The sequence below is a fragment of the Streptomyces sp. NBC_01669 genome, from assembly GCF_026339735.1.
GTDB lineage: Bacteria > Actinomycetota > Actinomycetes > Streptomycetales > Streptomycetaceae > Streptomyces > Streptomyces yanii.
This window is the reverse complement of the sequence record NZ_JAPEQG010000003.1, coordinates 77,558-93,025: the sequence shown is the minus strand read 5'-3', so window position 1 is coordinate 93,025 and position 15,468 is coordinate 77,558. Positions and strand designations below refer to the sequence as shown.

Annotated in this window: 14 protein-coding genes, 3 pseudogenes and 1 CRISPR repeat array; of the genes and pseudogenes, 8 read left to right on the top strand and 9 right to left on the bottom strand. The window is 67.0% G+C overall.

The window, feature by feature from the left end:
- Positions 1 to 409 precede the first annotated feature (409 nt).
- Positions 410 to 1,318 carry an MBL fold metallo-hydrolase gene (locus tag OG972_RS47340; RefSeq protein ID WP_266993206.1) on the bottom strand — a complete coding sequence of 303 codons (909 nt, stop codon included), beginning with the start codon at positions 1,316 to 1,318 and terminating at the stop codon, positions 410 to 412.
- Between the two features lie 536 nt (positions 1,319 to 1,854).
- On the opposite strand from OG972_RS47340, the gene OG972_RS47335 reads away from it, so the two are divergent.
- The gene (locus OG972_RS47335) at positions 1,855 to 2,070 is read left to right on the top strand and encodes a hypothetical protein (RefSeq protein ID WP_266993204.1); all 216 of its coding nucleotides are present in this window, start codon (positions 1,855 to 1,857) and stop codon (positions 2,068 to 2,070) included.
- Positions 2,071 to 2,514: 444 nt separating this feature from the next.
- Positions 2,515 to 3,063: a site-specific integrase gene (locus tag OG972_RS47330; protein WP_266993202.1), complete on the top strand. Its 549-nt coding sequence runs from the start codon at positions 2,515 to 2,517 to the stop codon at positions 3,061 to 3,063.
- Positions 3,064 to 3,467: 404 nt separating this feature from the next.
- Here OG972_RS47330 and istB read toward each other — a convergent pair whose 3' ends face one another.
- A complete protein-coding gene (gene istB / locus OG972_RS47325; RefSeq protein ID WP_266981221.1) occupies positions 3,468 to 4,307 on the bottom strand; it encodes an IS21-like element helper ATPase IstB in 840 nt (279 codons plus the stop codon).
- Positions 4,307 to 5,572 (bottom strand): IS21 family transposase, encoded by a 1,266-nt coding sequence (gene istA / locus OG972_RS47320; RefSeq protein ID WP_266993200.1) that lies wholly within the window; start codon positions 5,570 to 5,572, stop codon positions 4,307 to 4,309. The genes istB and istA overlap by 1 nt, the downstream gene beginning before the upstream one ends.
- Positions 5,573 to 5,880: 308 nt before the next feature.
- Between istA and OG972_RS47315 the strand changes: the two genes are divergently transcribed.
- From OG972_RS47315 to OG972_RS47300, 4 genes and pseudogenes are all read left to right on the top strand, one after another.
- Complete coding sequence (locus OG972_RS47315) at positions 5,881 to 6,378, top strand: DUF6193 family natural product biosynthesis protein (RefSeq protein WP_266993198.1); 498 nt, start codon at positions 5,881 to 5,883, stop codon at positions 6,376 to 6,378.
- 59 nt (positions 6,379 to 6,437) lie between these two features.
- The gene (locus OG972_RS47310) at positions 6,438 to 6,998 is read left to right on the top strand and encodes a recombinase family protein (RefSeq protein WP_266993196.1); all 561 of its coding nucleotides are present in this window, start codon (positions 6,438 to 6,440) and stop codon (positions 6,996 to 6,998) included.
- A 145-nt stretch (positions 6,999 to 7,143) separates the two neighbouring features.
- A CRISPR array of direct repeats spans positions 7,144 to 7,722; the repeat unit is 29 nt; unit sequence GGGACCATCCCCGCGGGTGCGGGGAGCAG.
- Positions 7,723 to 7,750: 28 nt separating this feature from the next.
- Positions 7,751 to 8,050 (top strand): annotated as a pseudogene (locus OG972_RS49480) (transposase); the annotation flags it as partial.
- 223 nt (positions 8,051 to 8,273) lie between these two features.
- On the top strand, positions 8,274 to 10,169 hold the full coding sequence (locus tag OG972_RS47300; RefSeq protein WP_266993192.1) for a LamG-like jellyroll fold domain-containing protein: 1,896 nt from the start codon (positions 8,274 to 8,276) through the stop codon (positions 10,167 to 10,169).
- A gap of 381 nt (positions 10,170 to 10,550) precedes the next feature.
- On the opposite strand, the gene OG972_RS47295 is transcribed toward OG972_RS47300, so the two are convergent.
- The 5 genes and pseudogenes from OG972_RS47295 to OG972_RS47275 all read right to left on the bottom strand — a co-directional run.
- Positions 10,551 to 10,928, bottom strand: coding sequence for a toxin Doc (locus OG972_RS47295; protein WP_266993190.1), 378 nt, complete (start codon positions 10,926 to 10,928; stop codon positions 10,551 to 10,553).
- Between the two features lie 2 nt (positions 10,929 to 10,930).
- Positions 10,931 to 11,179, bottom strand: coding sequence for an antitoxin MazE7 (locus OG972_RS47290; protein ID WP_266993188.1), 249 nt, complete (start codon positions 11,177 to 11,179; stop codon positions 10,931 to 10,933).
- Positions 11,180 to 11,293: 114 nt separating this feature from the next.
- Positions 11,294 to 12,130 (bottom strand): annotated as a pseudogene (locus OG972_RS49475) (integrase); the annotation flags it as partial.
- Positions 12,131 to 12,328: 198 nt separating this feature from the next.
- Positions 12,329 to 12,724 (bottom strand): zf-HC2 domain-containing protein, encoded by a 396-nt coding sequence (locus tag OG972_RS47280; RefSeq protein WP_266993184.1) that lies wholly within the window; start codon positions 12,722 to 12,724, stop codon positions 12,329 to 12,331.
- A gap of 129 nt (positions 12,725 to 12,853) precedes the next feature.
- Positions 12,854 to 13,075 (bottom strand): annotated as a pseudogene (locus tag OG972_RS47275) (response regulator transcription factor); the annotation flags it as partial.
- A gap of 26 nt (positions 13,076 to 13,101) precedes the next feature.
- On the opposite strand from OG972_RS47275, the gene OG972_RS47270 reads away from it, so the two are divergent.
- A complete protein-coding gene (locus tag OG972_RS47270) occupies positions 13,102 to 13,605 on the top strand; it encodes a hypothetical protein (RefSeq protein ID WP_266993182.1) in 504 nt (167 codons plus the stop codon).
- Here the strand turns inward: OG972_RS47270 and OG972_RS47265 are convergent.
- Positions 13,581 to 14,345, bottom strand: coding sequence for a hypothetical protein (locus OG972_RS47265; RefSeq protein ID WP_266993180.1), 765 nt, complete (start codon positions 14,343 to 14,345; stop codon positions 13,581 to 13,583). The genes OG972_RS47270 and OG972_RS47265 overlap by 25 nt on opposite strands.
- A gap of 435 nt (positions 14,346 to 14,780) precedes the next feature.
- Here OG972_RS47265 and OG972_RS47260 point away from each other — a divergent pair, with 435 nt between their 5' ends.
- Positions 14,781 to 15,431, top strand: coding sequence for a hypothetical protein (locus OG972_RS47260; RefSeq protein ID WP_266993178.1), 651 nt, complete (start codon positions 14,781 to 14,783; stop codon positions 15,429 to 15,431).
- The last annotated feature ends 37 nt before the right edge of the window (positions 15,432 to 15,468 follow it).

Below are 15,468 nucleotides of genomic sequence, written 5' to 3'. Positions count from 1 at the left end.
GGGCGAACGGTCTTGATGAGATGGCCTGTTAGACGGCGCCCTATGCGGTGACTGTGCATTGTTTGCGCATGGGGCGGGATTGTCAGATGGCTTGTGGAAGATCTCCAGGTCACCGATTTCATAGAGGTAGATGCGCCCGCAGGGTGGCGGAGCCTGGAACATGTCTGACGAGACGCGCTGGGTGGGCTCTGCCGCCGTATTGCGGCCTGTCGAAGGCGACCGCACACTGCCGGTTCCTGATCTGAACTGCGGGTGCGGAGCAGGGCTGGCTGTAGGAAGCGGCCGCGCCAGCTCGACGACTCTGACCTCGATGCCTCCCGGGAAGCCCTTGGATCCGCCCATGTGAGGGCCAGGAGGGGCATACAAGGTCGACCTCCAACCACCTCGAAGATCATTTCGTTAGGAGTTCTTAATCGATGAAGACGCTCCATGCGACGGCGTTGAGGTTGTCGGCGAGGAAGATGTCGGTGCCTCCCAGGCGCTTGTCCCAGGGAGGCATCAGCTCTGCGGCGCGAGCGACAACCGCGTCCATCCAGACCTTGAGCTCCGCCTGCTTGTTGTTCTCCGGCACCTTGGCGGCGGCCGCGGCTTCCTTCAGGTCGACCGTCCGCAGCGCTTCGGAAGCAGCGGTGCGCAGGTCGCGGATGTATTCGCGGTTCATCGCGACGTCCTCGGGAGTACCGTGCAGGGCCATGTGACCAGTCACGATGGTCTCGAAGTCATACTCCAGCATCTGGTCCATGGCATCGAAGTACGCGGGCAGGTGCGCGGAGAAGTACAGGCGGAAGAACGGCGCGTTCTTCGGCGTGAAACTGTCCATCGCCGCCATGATCTTCTGCTCCGGCAGGTGGATGAACAGGTTGCCGGCCTGGTGCCAGTCTCCCGTGTAGTCGAGGACGAACCTGACGCCGTCGATGTCCATCTCCTTGCGCCGGCCGCTGAAGGTCTCGGTGGGCAGGGGGCGCCGGTCGTCGTTCTTGGCCTCCTTGATGAACTCGCCGGTGACCTCGTGGGAGATGATCTTCAGGCCGTCCCGGTTCAGCAGGTGAGCTGCCCCGATGTGGTCGGCGTGCGCGTGGCTGTAGATAAGGTGAGTCACCGGCTTCGGGGTGACCTCCGCGATCGCCGCCAGCAGTTTGTCCCCAAGGAACGGTGAGGCGTCCACGAGGACGACACCCTTCTTGGTCACCAGGAACATCGTGTTGATCATCCCCTGGGTGACGAAGTAGGCACCGCCGCCCAGGTCTGTGACGACATACCCGGACTCCGGGATGTCCGGACCCAGGGCGAAGGCGGGTACAGGCGCGAACTCAGTCATGGTGATCTCCTTTGTGTGGCCCGTCCGGCGGACGGGTGGAACGGTGTGGCGGTGGCGCAAGGCGATCGAGGGCCTCGAGACCTTGAATGGCGGGACTTGCTCCTGACGGCTATCCGCGAAGGAAATTCCCAGACGAGGTGAGTAATCCCGCCTCTGGTCCATGTATGACCCAATCCGGATATCACCTGACTCACCATTTTGATCCACTTATTCAGTGTTTCCGCGGTAGGGCTCCGATGATTGCGGCGAAGGTGGACCACCTGGGCCTAGGTTCAGCAAGGCGCGCGCACAGCGTCCGAAAGGGCAGGAAGGACGCGGGGCTGGATGCGAACCGGGATGACAGCGCCGCCCTCACTGGTGCTCTACGACTGCAAGCGGAGCCCTCACCCGCGTGTGGTGGCCGTAGGAAGCCCGGGTTCTGGGCCGTAGCCTCGGTCGCGGCGGTCGGCGGGCAGGTCCAGGACCACGGCGAACCGTTGACTGAACTAACTCGATCATTTTCGCAGGTCAGACGGCCTTTCTGCTAGCTTCCGTGGATGCTTGGACGTGATCCCGAGAGGGAGTTAGCGAGCTTCGTGCTGCCCGAGGCCGGACAGCTGGCAGAGACGAGAGATCGATGGAGGCCGTTTGTCCTCCTGGACGCGGACGGGGTCGAGATCGAACCCGTGGCCGCCTTCTTCGCGGAGCTGCTGGCTTGTGACAAGTCAGCAGCCACGATCCGGTCGTACGGAATGGATCTGCTGCGTTGGTAGCGCTTCCTGTGGGGCTGGGGGATCGCTTGGGATCGTGCAGTCCGGTCGGACGCTCGGGACTTCGCCTGCTGGATGAAGATCGCGAACAAGCCCGCACCGCTGCACTGGCGCCACCGACGGGACATCAAGACGGAGACAGCACCAAAGCCAGCACCAGAGAAGCTGCCGCCCGGAGCCCCCAATCCGATCACGGGAAAGTCGTCACCAGGGCTGAGATACGCGCCGACAACGCGAGCGCACTGCGAGACCGTCCTACGGGTCTTCTACGACTTCCACCTCTCCGAGGGAACCGGGCCGATCCTGAACCCGTTTCCACTGGATCGCTCCCGGCGCCATGGCAGAGCACACGCTCACCACAACCCTGACGAGCGGTTTCGCCACGAACGGCAAGGCCGCTACCGGCCGGCCATCCCCAAGCGAGCCCCTCGGCGGATCCCCGACGCCATGTTCAACGCGCTCTTCGCCGCGCTGAAGCACGACCGTGATCGAGCTCTGCTGGCCTTCTGGGTTTCCAACGGGGCTCGCGCCGAGGAACTGCTCACCAGTCGGCAACGCGACGCGCTGCCCGGCCAACAGGTCCTGGGGGTGGTCCGCAAGGGGAGCCGGGCCTACCAACAACTCCCCTGCGCAGCGGACGCTTTCGTCTGGCTACGGCTCTATCAGGAGAGCGCCTGGCGGGCTGGGGTCCCCCGCGGACAGAACGAGGGGCTGTGGTGGACGTTACGCCGCCCGTGGCGTCCCCTGAACTATCCGGCGGCCCGTGCGATGTTCAACCGGGCCAACAGCTTGCTCGGTACGAACTGGACTCTCCACGATCTTCGACACACCGCCGCCTATCGGCTGGCGAGGGATCCGAAGATGCCGCTGACCGACGTGCAGTGGGTGCTCGGCCATGCACACCTGTCGACGACACAGCTCTATCTTCCGGCCGACCGGGACGAGGTGATCGAACACGTTCGGGCACACCATGCCCGACGGGCCAAGTCCGCCTAGCGGACTCCCGCGCATCCGGCTACAACCCTGAATCCCTCAACAACCTCTTCGGGACTGCCTGGTGACACCTACGGAGACCGTGTCCATCGCGACGCATGTCGCACCTCCCGCATCCCTGAGCCTGGCCGGGGAGGCATTGAAAGCCGTCGCTTTGCGCTTCCCGCCCAGACCTGCGGAGGATCACTGGGCGGCCACTGCATGCGCGCGAGCCGACATCCTGGCTCGTCTGGAGCAACCTCCTCTGCGGCCGACGGACGTGAGACAGCACCGAGCCAGGATCCGCGGAGCTCGCCAGACCTTGCAGTGGCTGGAGACCTTCCCGGGGGCCACCTGTCGGCGGCGGCTGAACTTGGACCCACTCTGGCCGGTTGAAATCTGACCCAGGTGTCTTCGGTTTGGTTGGTTCAGTCGTTGTCGGTGGTGGCGCTGGGGACCCGTCCCAGTTCACGTCCTCGCATGCGGAACGAGTCGCCCTTGAGGGAGTGGACCTCGGCGTGGTGGACGAGGCGGTCGATCATGGCGGCGGCCACGGTCTCGTCTCCGAAGACTTCTCCCCAGCGTCCGAAGGGTTTGTTGCTGGTGACGATCACGGACGCGCGTTCGTATCTGTTCGAGATCAGCTGGAAGAACAGGTTCGCTGCCTCGGCTTCGAAGGGGATGTAGCCGACCTCGTCCACCACGATCAGCGGGTAGCGGCTGAGCTTGGTGAGCTCGGCCTGGAGGCGGCCGGTGTGGTGGGCGGCGGCCAGGCGGTCAACCCATTCGGCGGCGGTGGCGAACGCGACGCGGTGTCCGGCCTGGCAGGCGCGGACCGCGAGCCCGATCGCCAGGTGTGTCTTCCCGGTGCCCGGCGGTCCCAGGAAAACGGCGTTCTCTTTCCCGGCGATGAAGTCCAACGTTCCCAGATGTGCGAGCTGTTGGCGCGTCATCCCGCGCAGGTGGGTGACGTCCAGCTCCTCGATGGTCTTGATCGCGGGGAAGCGGGCAGACCGCACCCGTGCTTCACCGCCGTGTGACTCACGGGCGGACACTTCGCGCTGCAGGCAGGCGACGAGGTACTCGGCATGGGTCCAGGACTCCTTGCGGGCCCGCTCGGCGAGACGGTCAGCGGCATCCAGCAAGGCCGGAGCCTTCATCGCCCGCGCAAGGAAGGCGAGGTCCGCTGCGGTCTGGGAGCCGGTCCTGCGGCCGGTGGCCGATGTGGTGGCGGTGGCGTCGTCGAGGACGGCGGTGGTGCGGGGCATCAGCCGGCCTCCCTGCCCTTGCCGCCTTCGATGACCGTGAACAGCCGGTCATAGGTGCCCAGTTCGCGTTGCTCGACCTCGATAAGCGGGCCTGGGTCGGTCTGGGCTGTTCGGGCGGCTTTGGCGCGGGCGGCCTGCTGGTGGTGCACCTCACCTCGCATCACCTTGCCCGCGGCAGCGTGGTCGGGGTCGGTGATGGTCTGGTGGCGGGCCCAGCAGCGCGGGTGCTGGGCGACGATCTCGCCGCTGGGGGCGAGGACGGTGATCTCGTCTTTGTCACACAGCACGGTGACGGTGCGTCCGATCGCGGCGGGGTGCACGGAGTAGTCGCACGTGTCGACGCGGACGTAGTGGTCGCGGCCGATCCGTGTCTGCAGCCGCCACCAGGCGGGCGGGTCGACGGGCGGCAGGGCGAGCATTCCGGCCCGGTCGGCCTCCCACCGCTCGACGGGGCGGGTCTGCAGAGTGCGGTGGACACGCCGGTTGGCGATGGTCAGCCAGGCGGTCAGCTGGGTGTTGAAGTCGCCGGGGCCACTGAAGGTGCGGCCGGGGAGGAAACTCGTCTCCAGATAGCCGTTGGCCCGCTCGACCAGCCCTTTCGCTTCTGGATCACGGGGCCGGCACAGATGGATCTTCGTGGCGAGCAGGCCCGCGAACGCGGCGAACTCGGCAGTGAGCTTTCCGCGACCGACCCCGGATTCGTTGTCCCAGACGAGCGTCTTGGGCACCGCGCCCCAGGCGGACAGCAGCCGCCAGTGCCCATCGATCAGATCGCCGGTCGTGCGCGAGGGCAGCATCCGCGCGGCGATCACCCGCGAATACCCGGACACCATCACCAGCACCGGCGGCCGTCCGCTCTGGCCGTAGCCGAGCGGGATGTCCGCCTCGGGAAACCACAGGTCGCACTGGGCCAGCTCGCCGGGCCGATACGTCGTGCGCGAGACCGGATCGACTGGCACATAGGCAGGCCGCAGGTCCCGCACCCGGTCCTTGAGGACCGTCATCCCGCGTTCCCACCCGATCCGCTCGGCAATCACGGCGGCCGGCATCGTCGGAGTCTCCCGCAAAAGCTCACGGATCTGGACCTCGACCGCGTCCACGACCGACCCCTGAGACGGGCGCTCGTACTTCGGCGGCCGGTCCGTGGCCAGGGCTCGTTTGACCGTGTTCTTCGAGATGCCCAGATGCCGCGCGATTGCCCGGATCGGCATCTGCTCAGCCCGGTGCAGCCTACGGATCTCTGCCCAGTCCTCCACGAGGATCACCCTCTCCCTCCTGACCTTCCATCAAGATCAGGTTCAGGCGAAGATCACCAAGTGGGTCACTTTTGATCCGCCGTCAGAGGGTCAGAATTCAAGCGACGCCGAGACCACCTGGCAGCAGCGCTGGAATACCAGTCCCGCGAGCACGCGTCCTGGCAATGACTGGGCCCGGTTGGCACCCGGTTGGATCGGAACGGCTGCTGGTCCCTCGCAACGGCAGGCCCTGTCGGGAGGGCACCAGTGTCGTCCCGCATCGCCACTCGTCCTACATCGCGGCGTGGCATCACGAGCGAAACTGGACCATCTGGGGCTTGTCTAACGACAGGCTCATGATCTGCGGCAACACCAAGGACATACGTGAACTTCCCCAAGTGATCCGCGGTTGGGCGGAGGGGGCCAGCCTCGACGAGATCAGGCAGGCCGCGACCTTTGACCTCCTGACCGGACGTTTCGAGGTCCCCGACAACAACCCCGCCGACGTCATCGCCTCAGAGTGGCAGTGGCTGCTGAAGGATGCTGATGACGCCGACTGGCCGCAGTACCAGGCGCTCATCGAGTCCGCCCACGCCGAACCGAAGCTCCGCAGGCTCTACCCCTTCACGAGCCACTGGGCACTGAGCTTCTCCAATACGCCCGACTACCCGTTCTCCCCGTCCTTCGTCTCGATCGACTCACCCCGGGGAACCGGCGACTACACCATCAGAGAGTGGTGGAACGGCCCCGCCCTGCACCACGTCACCACAGCCGCCGAAGCGATCGCCATCGCCGTCGGCCCGGATCCCTGCCGACCTGCTCCAGACGTCTTCTGAGAACCCTGCACAAGACTCCTGAGAGCGACACCGGCGACCCGGAAGGGAAACGATCGGGCATGGCCGACCGCATCTACCTTCGGCATTCCACCGACAAGCAGACCGACGCCCGCCAACGGCATGCCCTGGCCGCGCTGCTGGCCGCCGGCGCCCCCGTCTACGAGGACCCCGCCACCTCCACCCGCCAACTCTCCCTTGACCGCGTCGGCTTCACTCGGCTCCTGCACGAGGCCGCCGTCGGCGACACCATCCGCATCGCCGACGCCGCCCGCCTCTTCCCCTCCGTCGCCGACATCCTCGCCCTGCGGCCGGTGCTCATCCGCCGCGGCCTGCACCTGCGAGTCGAGTCCGGGCTGTTGTCCGGCATCGACCTCGCCTCCGACGACCCCGGTACCAAGATGATGGTCTCCGTCCTCGCCGCCGTGCTGGAGTTCCAGCGCGACATGATCAGCGAGAACACCCGCGAAGGCGTCGCCGCCGCCGAAGCCGCAGGCAAGACGCTCGGCCGCCCCGCCGCGCTCTCGGTGGCGGCGGGCCAGGCTGGGCCGCGCGCCGATAGGGCATGGCTCAGGAGCGCCTGCCGGGTGAATGGAGGGCCAGGGGGTGCGGTGTGTGCGTGAGGAGAACGCCGTCGCCGAGGAATCCACGGATCCGGTACCGGCAGTTGCGGGTGCACCACGGCGCTGGAGTTGTCCGTGCTGAGGGGCACGTACTGGCCTCCGGCGGTGGCGCCGATCAGTTGGTCGAGGTGCATTCCGAGAACGGGGGACCATCCCCGCGGGTGCGGGGAGCAGTCGGCGTTTCTGGGATTAGCCGGTCATGGGAAGGGACCATCCCCTGCGGGTGCGGGGAGCAGGACAACGAGGCCAACACCGATGGCAACGCCCGGGGACCATCCCCGCGGGTGCGGGGAGCAGGGGCTGCAGCAGAAGCTGGCCAAGCTGAAGACGGGACCATCCCCGCGGGTGCGGGGAGCAGAGCGAATCGCGCAGTTCCGGTCGCACGGCGGGGGGACCATCCCCGCGGGTGCGGGGAGCAGAGCGAATCGCGCAGTTCCGGTCGCACGGCGGGGGGACCATCCCCGCGGGTGCGGGGAGCAGAGCGAATCGCGCAGTTCCGGTCGCACGGCGGGGGGACCATCCCCGCGGGTGCGGGGAGCAGATGACGGTCCGCCCCTTGTCCACTCCCGTGAAGGGACCATCCCCGCGGGTGCGGGGAGCAGCACTGCTCAGTCTGGCTCACAGACCGCGGCTGGGGACCATCCCCGCGGGTGCGGGGAGCAGCAGCTGAACAAGGCGACGACGACCGACGCCACGGGACCATCCTCGCGGGTGCGGGGAGCAGTCCTACACGGACGTAGTGACGGCGCTTCTACGTGATCATGGACAACTTGTCCGCCCACAAGGGCACCGACATCCGGCGCTGGGCGAAGAAACACAGGGTCGAATTGTGCTTCACCCCGACCTACGCCTCGTGGGCCAACCCGATCGAGGCGCACTTCGGCCCGCTGAGGCAGTTCACCATCGCCAATTCCAACCACCCCGACCACACCGTCCAGACCCGCGCCCTGCACGCCTACCTGCGGTGGCGAAATGCCAACGCCCGCCACCGCGACGTCCTGGCCGCCGAACGCAAGGAACGCGCCCGCATCCGAAGTGAGAAGGGCATCCGGGCGGACGCCCGCTTACGACGGCGTGGAATCACCGATTCCGCGCACGACGCCACCACCACCGCCTACGCCGAGGTCGCGCCAGGATTCGGTGCCGCGACCGGAAGCCGCTCCTCCCGTTCATGTACTCGCCGCGCAGTTGTTGCCGTTGAGGCCCAGCTTCTCCCCAATTGCCGCAGCTAGCTTGCAGTTGGTCCCCCGACGCTCGTCCTCCGCGGAGAATTTCATGTGTAGCCCGTTCCACCAGCCCGACGGACCGCTCCTGCCTGCCGCCGCGCGCCGTACGTTTCTGCGCGCCACCGCGCTCAGCGGCGCCGCGATCGCCACCGCAGGTCTCGCGGGCGCCGACCCCGCTGCAGCCCTGCCGCACCAGAACACCGCTGCCGGCGGCAGGTGGCGCCCCGATCCGGACGACGCGAGATTCACCGTCGCCGTCATGCCGGACACCCAGTACCTCTTCGACGGGGCCAGTATCAACAGGGCCCCGGTCGAGGCGTCGTTGCGTTACATCCTCGATCACGGGCGCGACGAGAACATCGTATTTCTGTCCCATCTGGGCGACTTGACCGAAAGTGGCCACCCGGACGAATTCGGGCCCATCGGCGAGGCGTTCGCCCTTCTCGACCGGCAGCACGTGGGTTATAGCGTCGTCGCGGGCAACCATGACATCAAGTCCTCCACCGACGACCGACGCGGCCGCACCCCGTACCTGGACACCTTCGGCCCCCAACGCATGCGACGCCTACCGACGTTCGGCGGCGCAACGCCGGACGGCTACAACACGTACCACCTGTTCCGCGCCGCGGGGCGCGAGTGGCTAGTGCTGGCGCTCGACTGGCGGCCGTCGGCAGCCGGGCTCGCCTGGGCGAGGGACGTCATCGCGGGACATCCGAACACGCCGGTCATCCTCACTACGCATGAACTGGTGTACGCGAACGCGGACGGCGACGAGGCCGAATTCTCCGGTCACGGAAAGCATCTGTGGGACGAGCTGATAGCAGGGCACGACCAGATCTTCCTCACCCTCAACGGCCACTACTGGCCCGCCGGGCGCACCACTCGCAAGAACACCGCGGGCAACGACGTCCATCTGCACATCACCAACTACCAGAACCGCTACTACGGCGGCAGCGCGATGATCCGTCTCTACCGCTTCGACCTCGCCAGGAACACCATCGACGTAGAGACGATCTCCCCGTGGATCCTCGGTCGTGCCGGAGAAAAGCTCAACGACCTGGAACGCGCCGAGATCGAACTGACCGGCCCGCAGGACCGCTTCAGCATCCCCCTCGACTTCGAGCGCAGATTCGCTGGCTTCGCACCCGTCCCCGCACGTCAACCCCGCCCCGCCGAGCAACTACTGATACCCGGCACTGTCGCATACTGGCGCTTCGATTCCCCGACGCACCCGGACGGCTCCGCCGCCGACGCCGCCCTGCGCGTCCCCGACCTGTCCGGAGGCCGCAACGACCTGCTGCGCCGGACCGTCGCCGGCAGCGAGCCGGACACACTGCGCTGGTCGGACGACCACCACCCGGACCAACCGGGTCACGGCAGCCTCTACTTCGGCGGAGAGAAGGGACCACTCCGCGGCTCATACCTGTCCACGGAGAACAACGCCCCCCTCAACACCAAGACATTCCGCTCCGGATACACCATTGAGGCCTTCCTCCGGCTGCCTGCTGACTGGGATGCCGGACGCCACGCCTGGGGCGGCGTCCTGGGTCGACGGGGCACGCTCGGCTCCGCAGGCAAGACGACCGGCGACCCGGACGAGCCTGTGGCCACTCTGTCCCTGTCGGACGGGCCCGGGATGCAATGGGCAGCCGCGCCGCTGAACCAGCCGGGGGGCGTCACCAACTGGAGCCATGAACTGCAGCGTGAACGGTGGTGGCACGTCGCCGTCGTCAACGACGGATCGCACACCACGATGTACATCGACGGGTGCGTCGTCGCTCGTAACCCCGACACCCGGACCGTTGGGCTGGCCACGGCCGGCTTGCCGTGGTTGCTCGGCGCGTACGAGTACGGCGGCGCTCTCGATCAGCTGATGCACGGCTGGATCGGCGACGTACGGATCGTCGAACGCGCACTACGGGTCAAGGAGTTCATGATCGCTTGACCCGTCAGGAACGCCGTGAGGACCGGGGTGAGGGCTGCTGTGTCCCCGCCCCGGTCTTCGTGGTGCTCTTCCCCGTTCCGCGGCCGTGCCCGCAAATCGGTGTCCGGACCTACCCGCCTTGGGAGGCAATGGGCGGCAGAAGCCGGCCAGGCGAATACAGGCATACGCCAGGCCATGTCTGCCTTCCTATATCCGGTCGTGCCGGCCTGAGCAACCTGAGAGAGCTTCGGATGACGACATACGCCGCGCAGCGAGTAACGAGAAGTGGAGGTCCCACGCGCAGTACCGGATCGACTGCCTTCGCGGTCGATCCGGTCCGCGACCGTGGTCATGGAAGGGAATTCTCTGACAATCACTCCCTGTTCCCTGATCGGCGGATGGTCAGGGAGCCCGCCAGGACCGCAGGCGATCGGCGATGTCGAAGGTGTCCAGCCGCAGGGCCTTGACGTCCTCGATCAGTTGAATCCACTGGGTTTGACTCGCGTCGACGGTCTCGCCGGAGGCCTCGATGTATGCCACGGCGACCGCGTACCCGTACAGCTCGTTCCTTCCGGGCAGCGGCCGCTGCAGCACAATCGTGTCGAGCAGGGCCGCGGCCCGCCAGTAGGCATCAGGGTCGGCCATGTCCAGGTGGGGCGTGTTTACCCGATGCCGGGCGACGGCCGCGACAAGCCCCGAGTAGTCGCGGACCTGCAGGTTCTTGCCGAGCACGCGCTCTTGCCGGTCGAGGAGCCACCGGACGTCGATGAACAGTTCCAAGATCAGGCTGCCCGGCGGCTACTGGCGGGCGCCTCGGGGAGGCCGCCGAACGCCTTGTCGAAGGCGTCGACGAAGCCCTCACGGTCGAGCGCGGCGTCGTACGCGACGGTCGCTCGTCCGAGCAGCGCCTGGTGCTCCTCTTGATGGGAGAGGTCGTCGAGGTAGGCGGCGAGGCTCATGCCGCGCGCCTTGGCGAGAGCCGCGAGGCGGTCCCTCGTCGACGTGGTGATTCGTACGCTGGTATCGGCCATGCCGCCAGTATGCACCCACGCATGCGTCTGCGCATGTGTTCACGCATACACTCGTCTTGACCTGCATCTTTAATGCTCTGCGGTGTCCTCCTTGAACCTGCCAAAGAGCGGCGGGTCCAGCAGCTCGCGTCGGCAGGTCTGCACCCATCTCCTCCATGATTGAGTTCATGCGGGGCATGCGGACTCCGGTGAGCACGACTTCAATGCCCGCACCGTTGAGGATCGCGTCGAACAGGGCGGGGAATTTCCCGTCCCGGTCCCTGATCATGTAGCGCGCGTGGCGTCCCGCGTCCTCGAGGTCCATGACGAGGTTCTTCGCCGCCTGCGCTACCCAGGACGCGCTGGGATGCGCCGTGGCGCCCAGGATCCGGATCCGCCGACTGGAGTGCTCGATCACCGCGAACACGTACAGCCGCGCCCCGGACAAGGTGACCGTCTCGAAGAAATCGCATGCCAGCAGGGCGTCTGCTTGCGAGCGTAGGAAACCTTCCCACGTGCTTGAGGCCCGTTGGGACGCCGGGTCGATCCCGGCCTCCCGGAGGATTTCCCAGACCGTGGAGGCGGCCACCTTGATCCCGAGAACGAGCAGTTCGCCGTGGATGCGGCGCTACCCCCAGCTCGGGTTCTCCCGCGCAAGCCGCAACACCAGGAGCCGGATTGAGCGCACGGTCTGCGGCCGTCCTGAGCGCTTGGGCCGAGGCCGGGCCGCGTGGCGGCGGGCGACCAGATCACGGTGCCAGCGCAGCAGCGTGTCCGGATGTACCACCAACCGCACCCCGCGAAGCACCCGGGATGGCAGACGGTGCAGTAACGCCGCCAGGAACGCCCGGTCGCTCGCCGTGAACCGCACTCGCTGCCCGCCCAGCTGCCGTTCCAGCACCGTGATCTGATGGCGTAGAGCCAGGATTTCCACGTCCTTGTCCCGGTCGCTCTCGGCAGCGGTCGCAGCATCGCTCACGCGTTTGTCACGCCCAGGTACGCCAGTCTCAGTAGCACGACCGATCATGATGCCGGGTGGTCATCATCCCTGCCAGAGCGCGCCGACGCACGGCCCCGCGCCCGACATCCCAAAGATCACTGCACACCGGCTCCCACCAGGGCGGATGAGGTTATCGGCAGGGGCAACGTCGTCGCTTCCACGAGATCCGCTCACCCGAAGTACGTCGTGGTCTTGCTGACCCATTGGGACAGTGTGATCTGCATGGGCAGGGCCGCCCGGTCCTGGCTGCGGCGACGGGGCGAGGCGTGGCTGCATTCGGCCCGGGTGACCGCGCACATCCGCCGATTTTGGCCTCTGCCGCAGGCCAGGGCGTCGCGGAGAAGGGACAGATGTGCCGCCACGGCTGCGAGGCAGTCATGCTCGTCCCGGCATGTGTCGCAGGTTGCCAGGTGAGACCCCACCGCGCTCGCCTCATCGGGTGCGAGAGTCTTGAGCGCGTATCCGGCCAGCAGTTCACAGAACCTGCGGCATTCCTCGACGGCTGCCTCGTCGCCGTACTCCGTGGTCAGGCAGTGGGCTCCGATCATGGCGAAACCTCCGTTCATGGTCTCACCATCTCCCAGGAACGGCCCCCCGCGCGTCGTCCCCGCGCAGCGATTTACGGCTACCACGGCCGCAGTATCCACCGCGTCGGCCTACGGCCGGGGCGGAACACGGAACACCGTGCCGGCGATTTATGCGGGCGCCTGCGCGCGACCCGGTTCGGTCGCCGGACTGACCAGCCCGCACTCGTAGGCGATGACGACGAGCTGGGCACGGTCACGAGCCGCCAGCTTGGTCATGGCCCGGTTGACGTGGGTCTTGGCGGTCAGCAGGCTGACGAACAGGCGATCGGCGATCTCTTCGTTGGACAGGCCCAGTGCGACCAGGCCCGTGACGTCGCGTTCCCGCGGCGTCTCAGGAAGCTGCGGCAGAGGCCTGCGTGCTGCACCAGCAAGCCCGCGAGGCACACCGGGCGGCGGCAACAGATCTGGAGAAATTCGTTCCGGTCGTCGAGCCGCTCACCTTCGCCGACTCCCGTGAAGCGGCCCAAAAGCTTGATGCCGCAAGACAGGCTCTTCACCAGGCCAAGAAGACAGAACGCGCCCGGTGCCTGGAGGAAGCGGCCATCGGCCGGAAGGCGGACAGGGCCGAGAGCGATGCCGCGCTGCAGGCCCGGACTGCGAACATCCTCAGCGCGGCCGCAGCCCGCCACGAGGAAGCATCCAGCGGGGCCGGCCCAACCGAGGAGTCGGCCCGTGACCTCACCGACGCGATCCTGCCGGAAACCCACGGCGTGACCGCCACGACCGCGTGCAGCCTGCTGCCCAAGGACGCGGAACGAATCTGCGGCGGGGTCGCCGGAGATCTGGAGCGGCTGACCACGCGGGTTAGCGCGCTGGAGCGACAGCCAGGAAGCCCTCAGAAGGGGGGATCGGTGTCGTAGCCGCCCTGCGTCTCGACAGCCCATGGCTGAGGCTGGTGCTCGGCGTCACAGAACGCGAACCGCTCCTGCCGGACCTCCAACCCGGTGGTGTCCTGGCCCCAGTTCGCTAGCGTATCGATCGCCCTTTCCCGGTACTGCCAAAGCGCACTCGCAGCCAAGACGTCACGCAGCAGTGGGGCCAAGGCGTCTCGGTGGTGAATCAAGCGGGGGTCGTCCAGCAGCGGGATGCAGGCGGAGATAGCCGCTGCACGTACGTCGGTGTCGGGATCGTTGAGGAACGCGGAGACGGCGTGGAAGAGCTGCGGCCGAATCCGGCAGATCTCTACGAACGGCGGGTAGTCCTCTGGCGGGAACCCGAAACGTCGACTGACGGCCGCGGCCTCGTCGTCTGCTTCATTGGCGACGGAGCCGAGCCACCCCAGCAACTCGGCACGCATCGGTCCAGGGAAGCCGTGAGGTCCTTTCTCGACGGCCTGAAGGGTTCGGGCATCGCCGAGGATGGCCGCCACGTAGACGGCGGCCGGCGCCGTGGCTGTGTAGAGGGTGTTCTGGTGGTGTACCACCTGATGCAGGTGGCTCAACGCCTTTGATCGCACGCGCAGATCGGTGTCCATGAGACCTAGCAGCATCTGCGGCACATCCTCCGCCGTTCCATAGGCATGCCCCAAAGCGCTCCATGCTGTTTTAGACAGCACCTCTGCGGGATCTCTGGGCTCCGCTATCTCCTGGGGGAGGATCACGCCGCGAGTATGACAGGGCCGACAGGTAGGAGTCGTCGGCCCTGCGCCTTCTGTTCCGTAGCTATAGCCGGATCGGTCAGCAGTGGCCATTCCGGCCGCTACGGGGCCTCAGAGGGACGCTACTGGACGGGAGCGGTTACTGGGGTTGCGGTACGGCGCTGCTGTACCGACATGGAGACCTTGCCAATCGCGTATGTGGGTCGGGGCGTGCTGCACCGTCTTGAGCACGACAGCATACGTGCGAGAGACCCCGGTGCCCTTGAGGTGTCGGGGACGACCAGGCACCACCGAAAGGTTTTGACGCCTGGGGGCTTCTGGCCTTAGATCTTCGCTTGTCGAACGTCTGGGCGCCCCACCGCCGGAGGCTCAACACATCCTGCCCACCTTCGCCTTGCCTCTTGCTGGAGGCGACGTTCAGAGAACCGAGCACTCTTTATGCGCCTTCGCCGTACCGCTGCCGTTGCTGCCCTTTCGATCGCTCTGCTCCTTACTGCCTGCAGCAGCTCCGAGTACAGCGGCCCGGCAGACGGGCCCGCGGCCAGGCCCTCCCTCGACGCCACCCTTGAGAAGCTCACCATGGTGGGGACCGTCGCCGGCCTCCGGGTGACCGAGCCGGCCGAGGACCCGCTTCCGGAGGGGTCGTACCGGGCCGACAAGGACGAGTGCCTACCCATTGCGCAGCTGGCCTTCACCGATACGCCGCGCCCCGCGACCGCCCGGGCCGTCCGCGAATTCTCGGGCCCTGGCGAGCTGAACTCCACCGTCGGGGAGCTGTGGGTGACTGTCCATCAGGGAGACGATGCCCGCTCGGCGCTCGACGATGTCCGCAAGGCGCTCACGGAGTGCTCGGGCAGCTTCAAGGTTCCCGGCGCCCCCATGATCTACCGCGACCTCGAACCGGCCCAGGCCCCGGATCTCGGGGACGAATCCATCGGCTTCCGGTTCACCACCAGCCTCTCCGGCGTAAGCAGTCCCGCGACCTACGCCGTCGTCCGCACCGACCACATCCTCACCACGATGATGGTGATCACGGACACGCTCCCGCGGCCCCTGCTGGAGGCGCAGCTGGCGAAGCTCCCCGGCTGAGGAGGGCACACAAAGGGCGCACAACGCATCAGGGCCG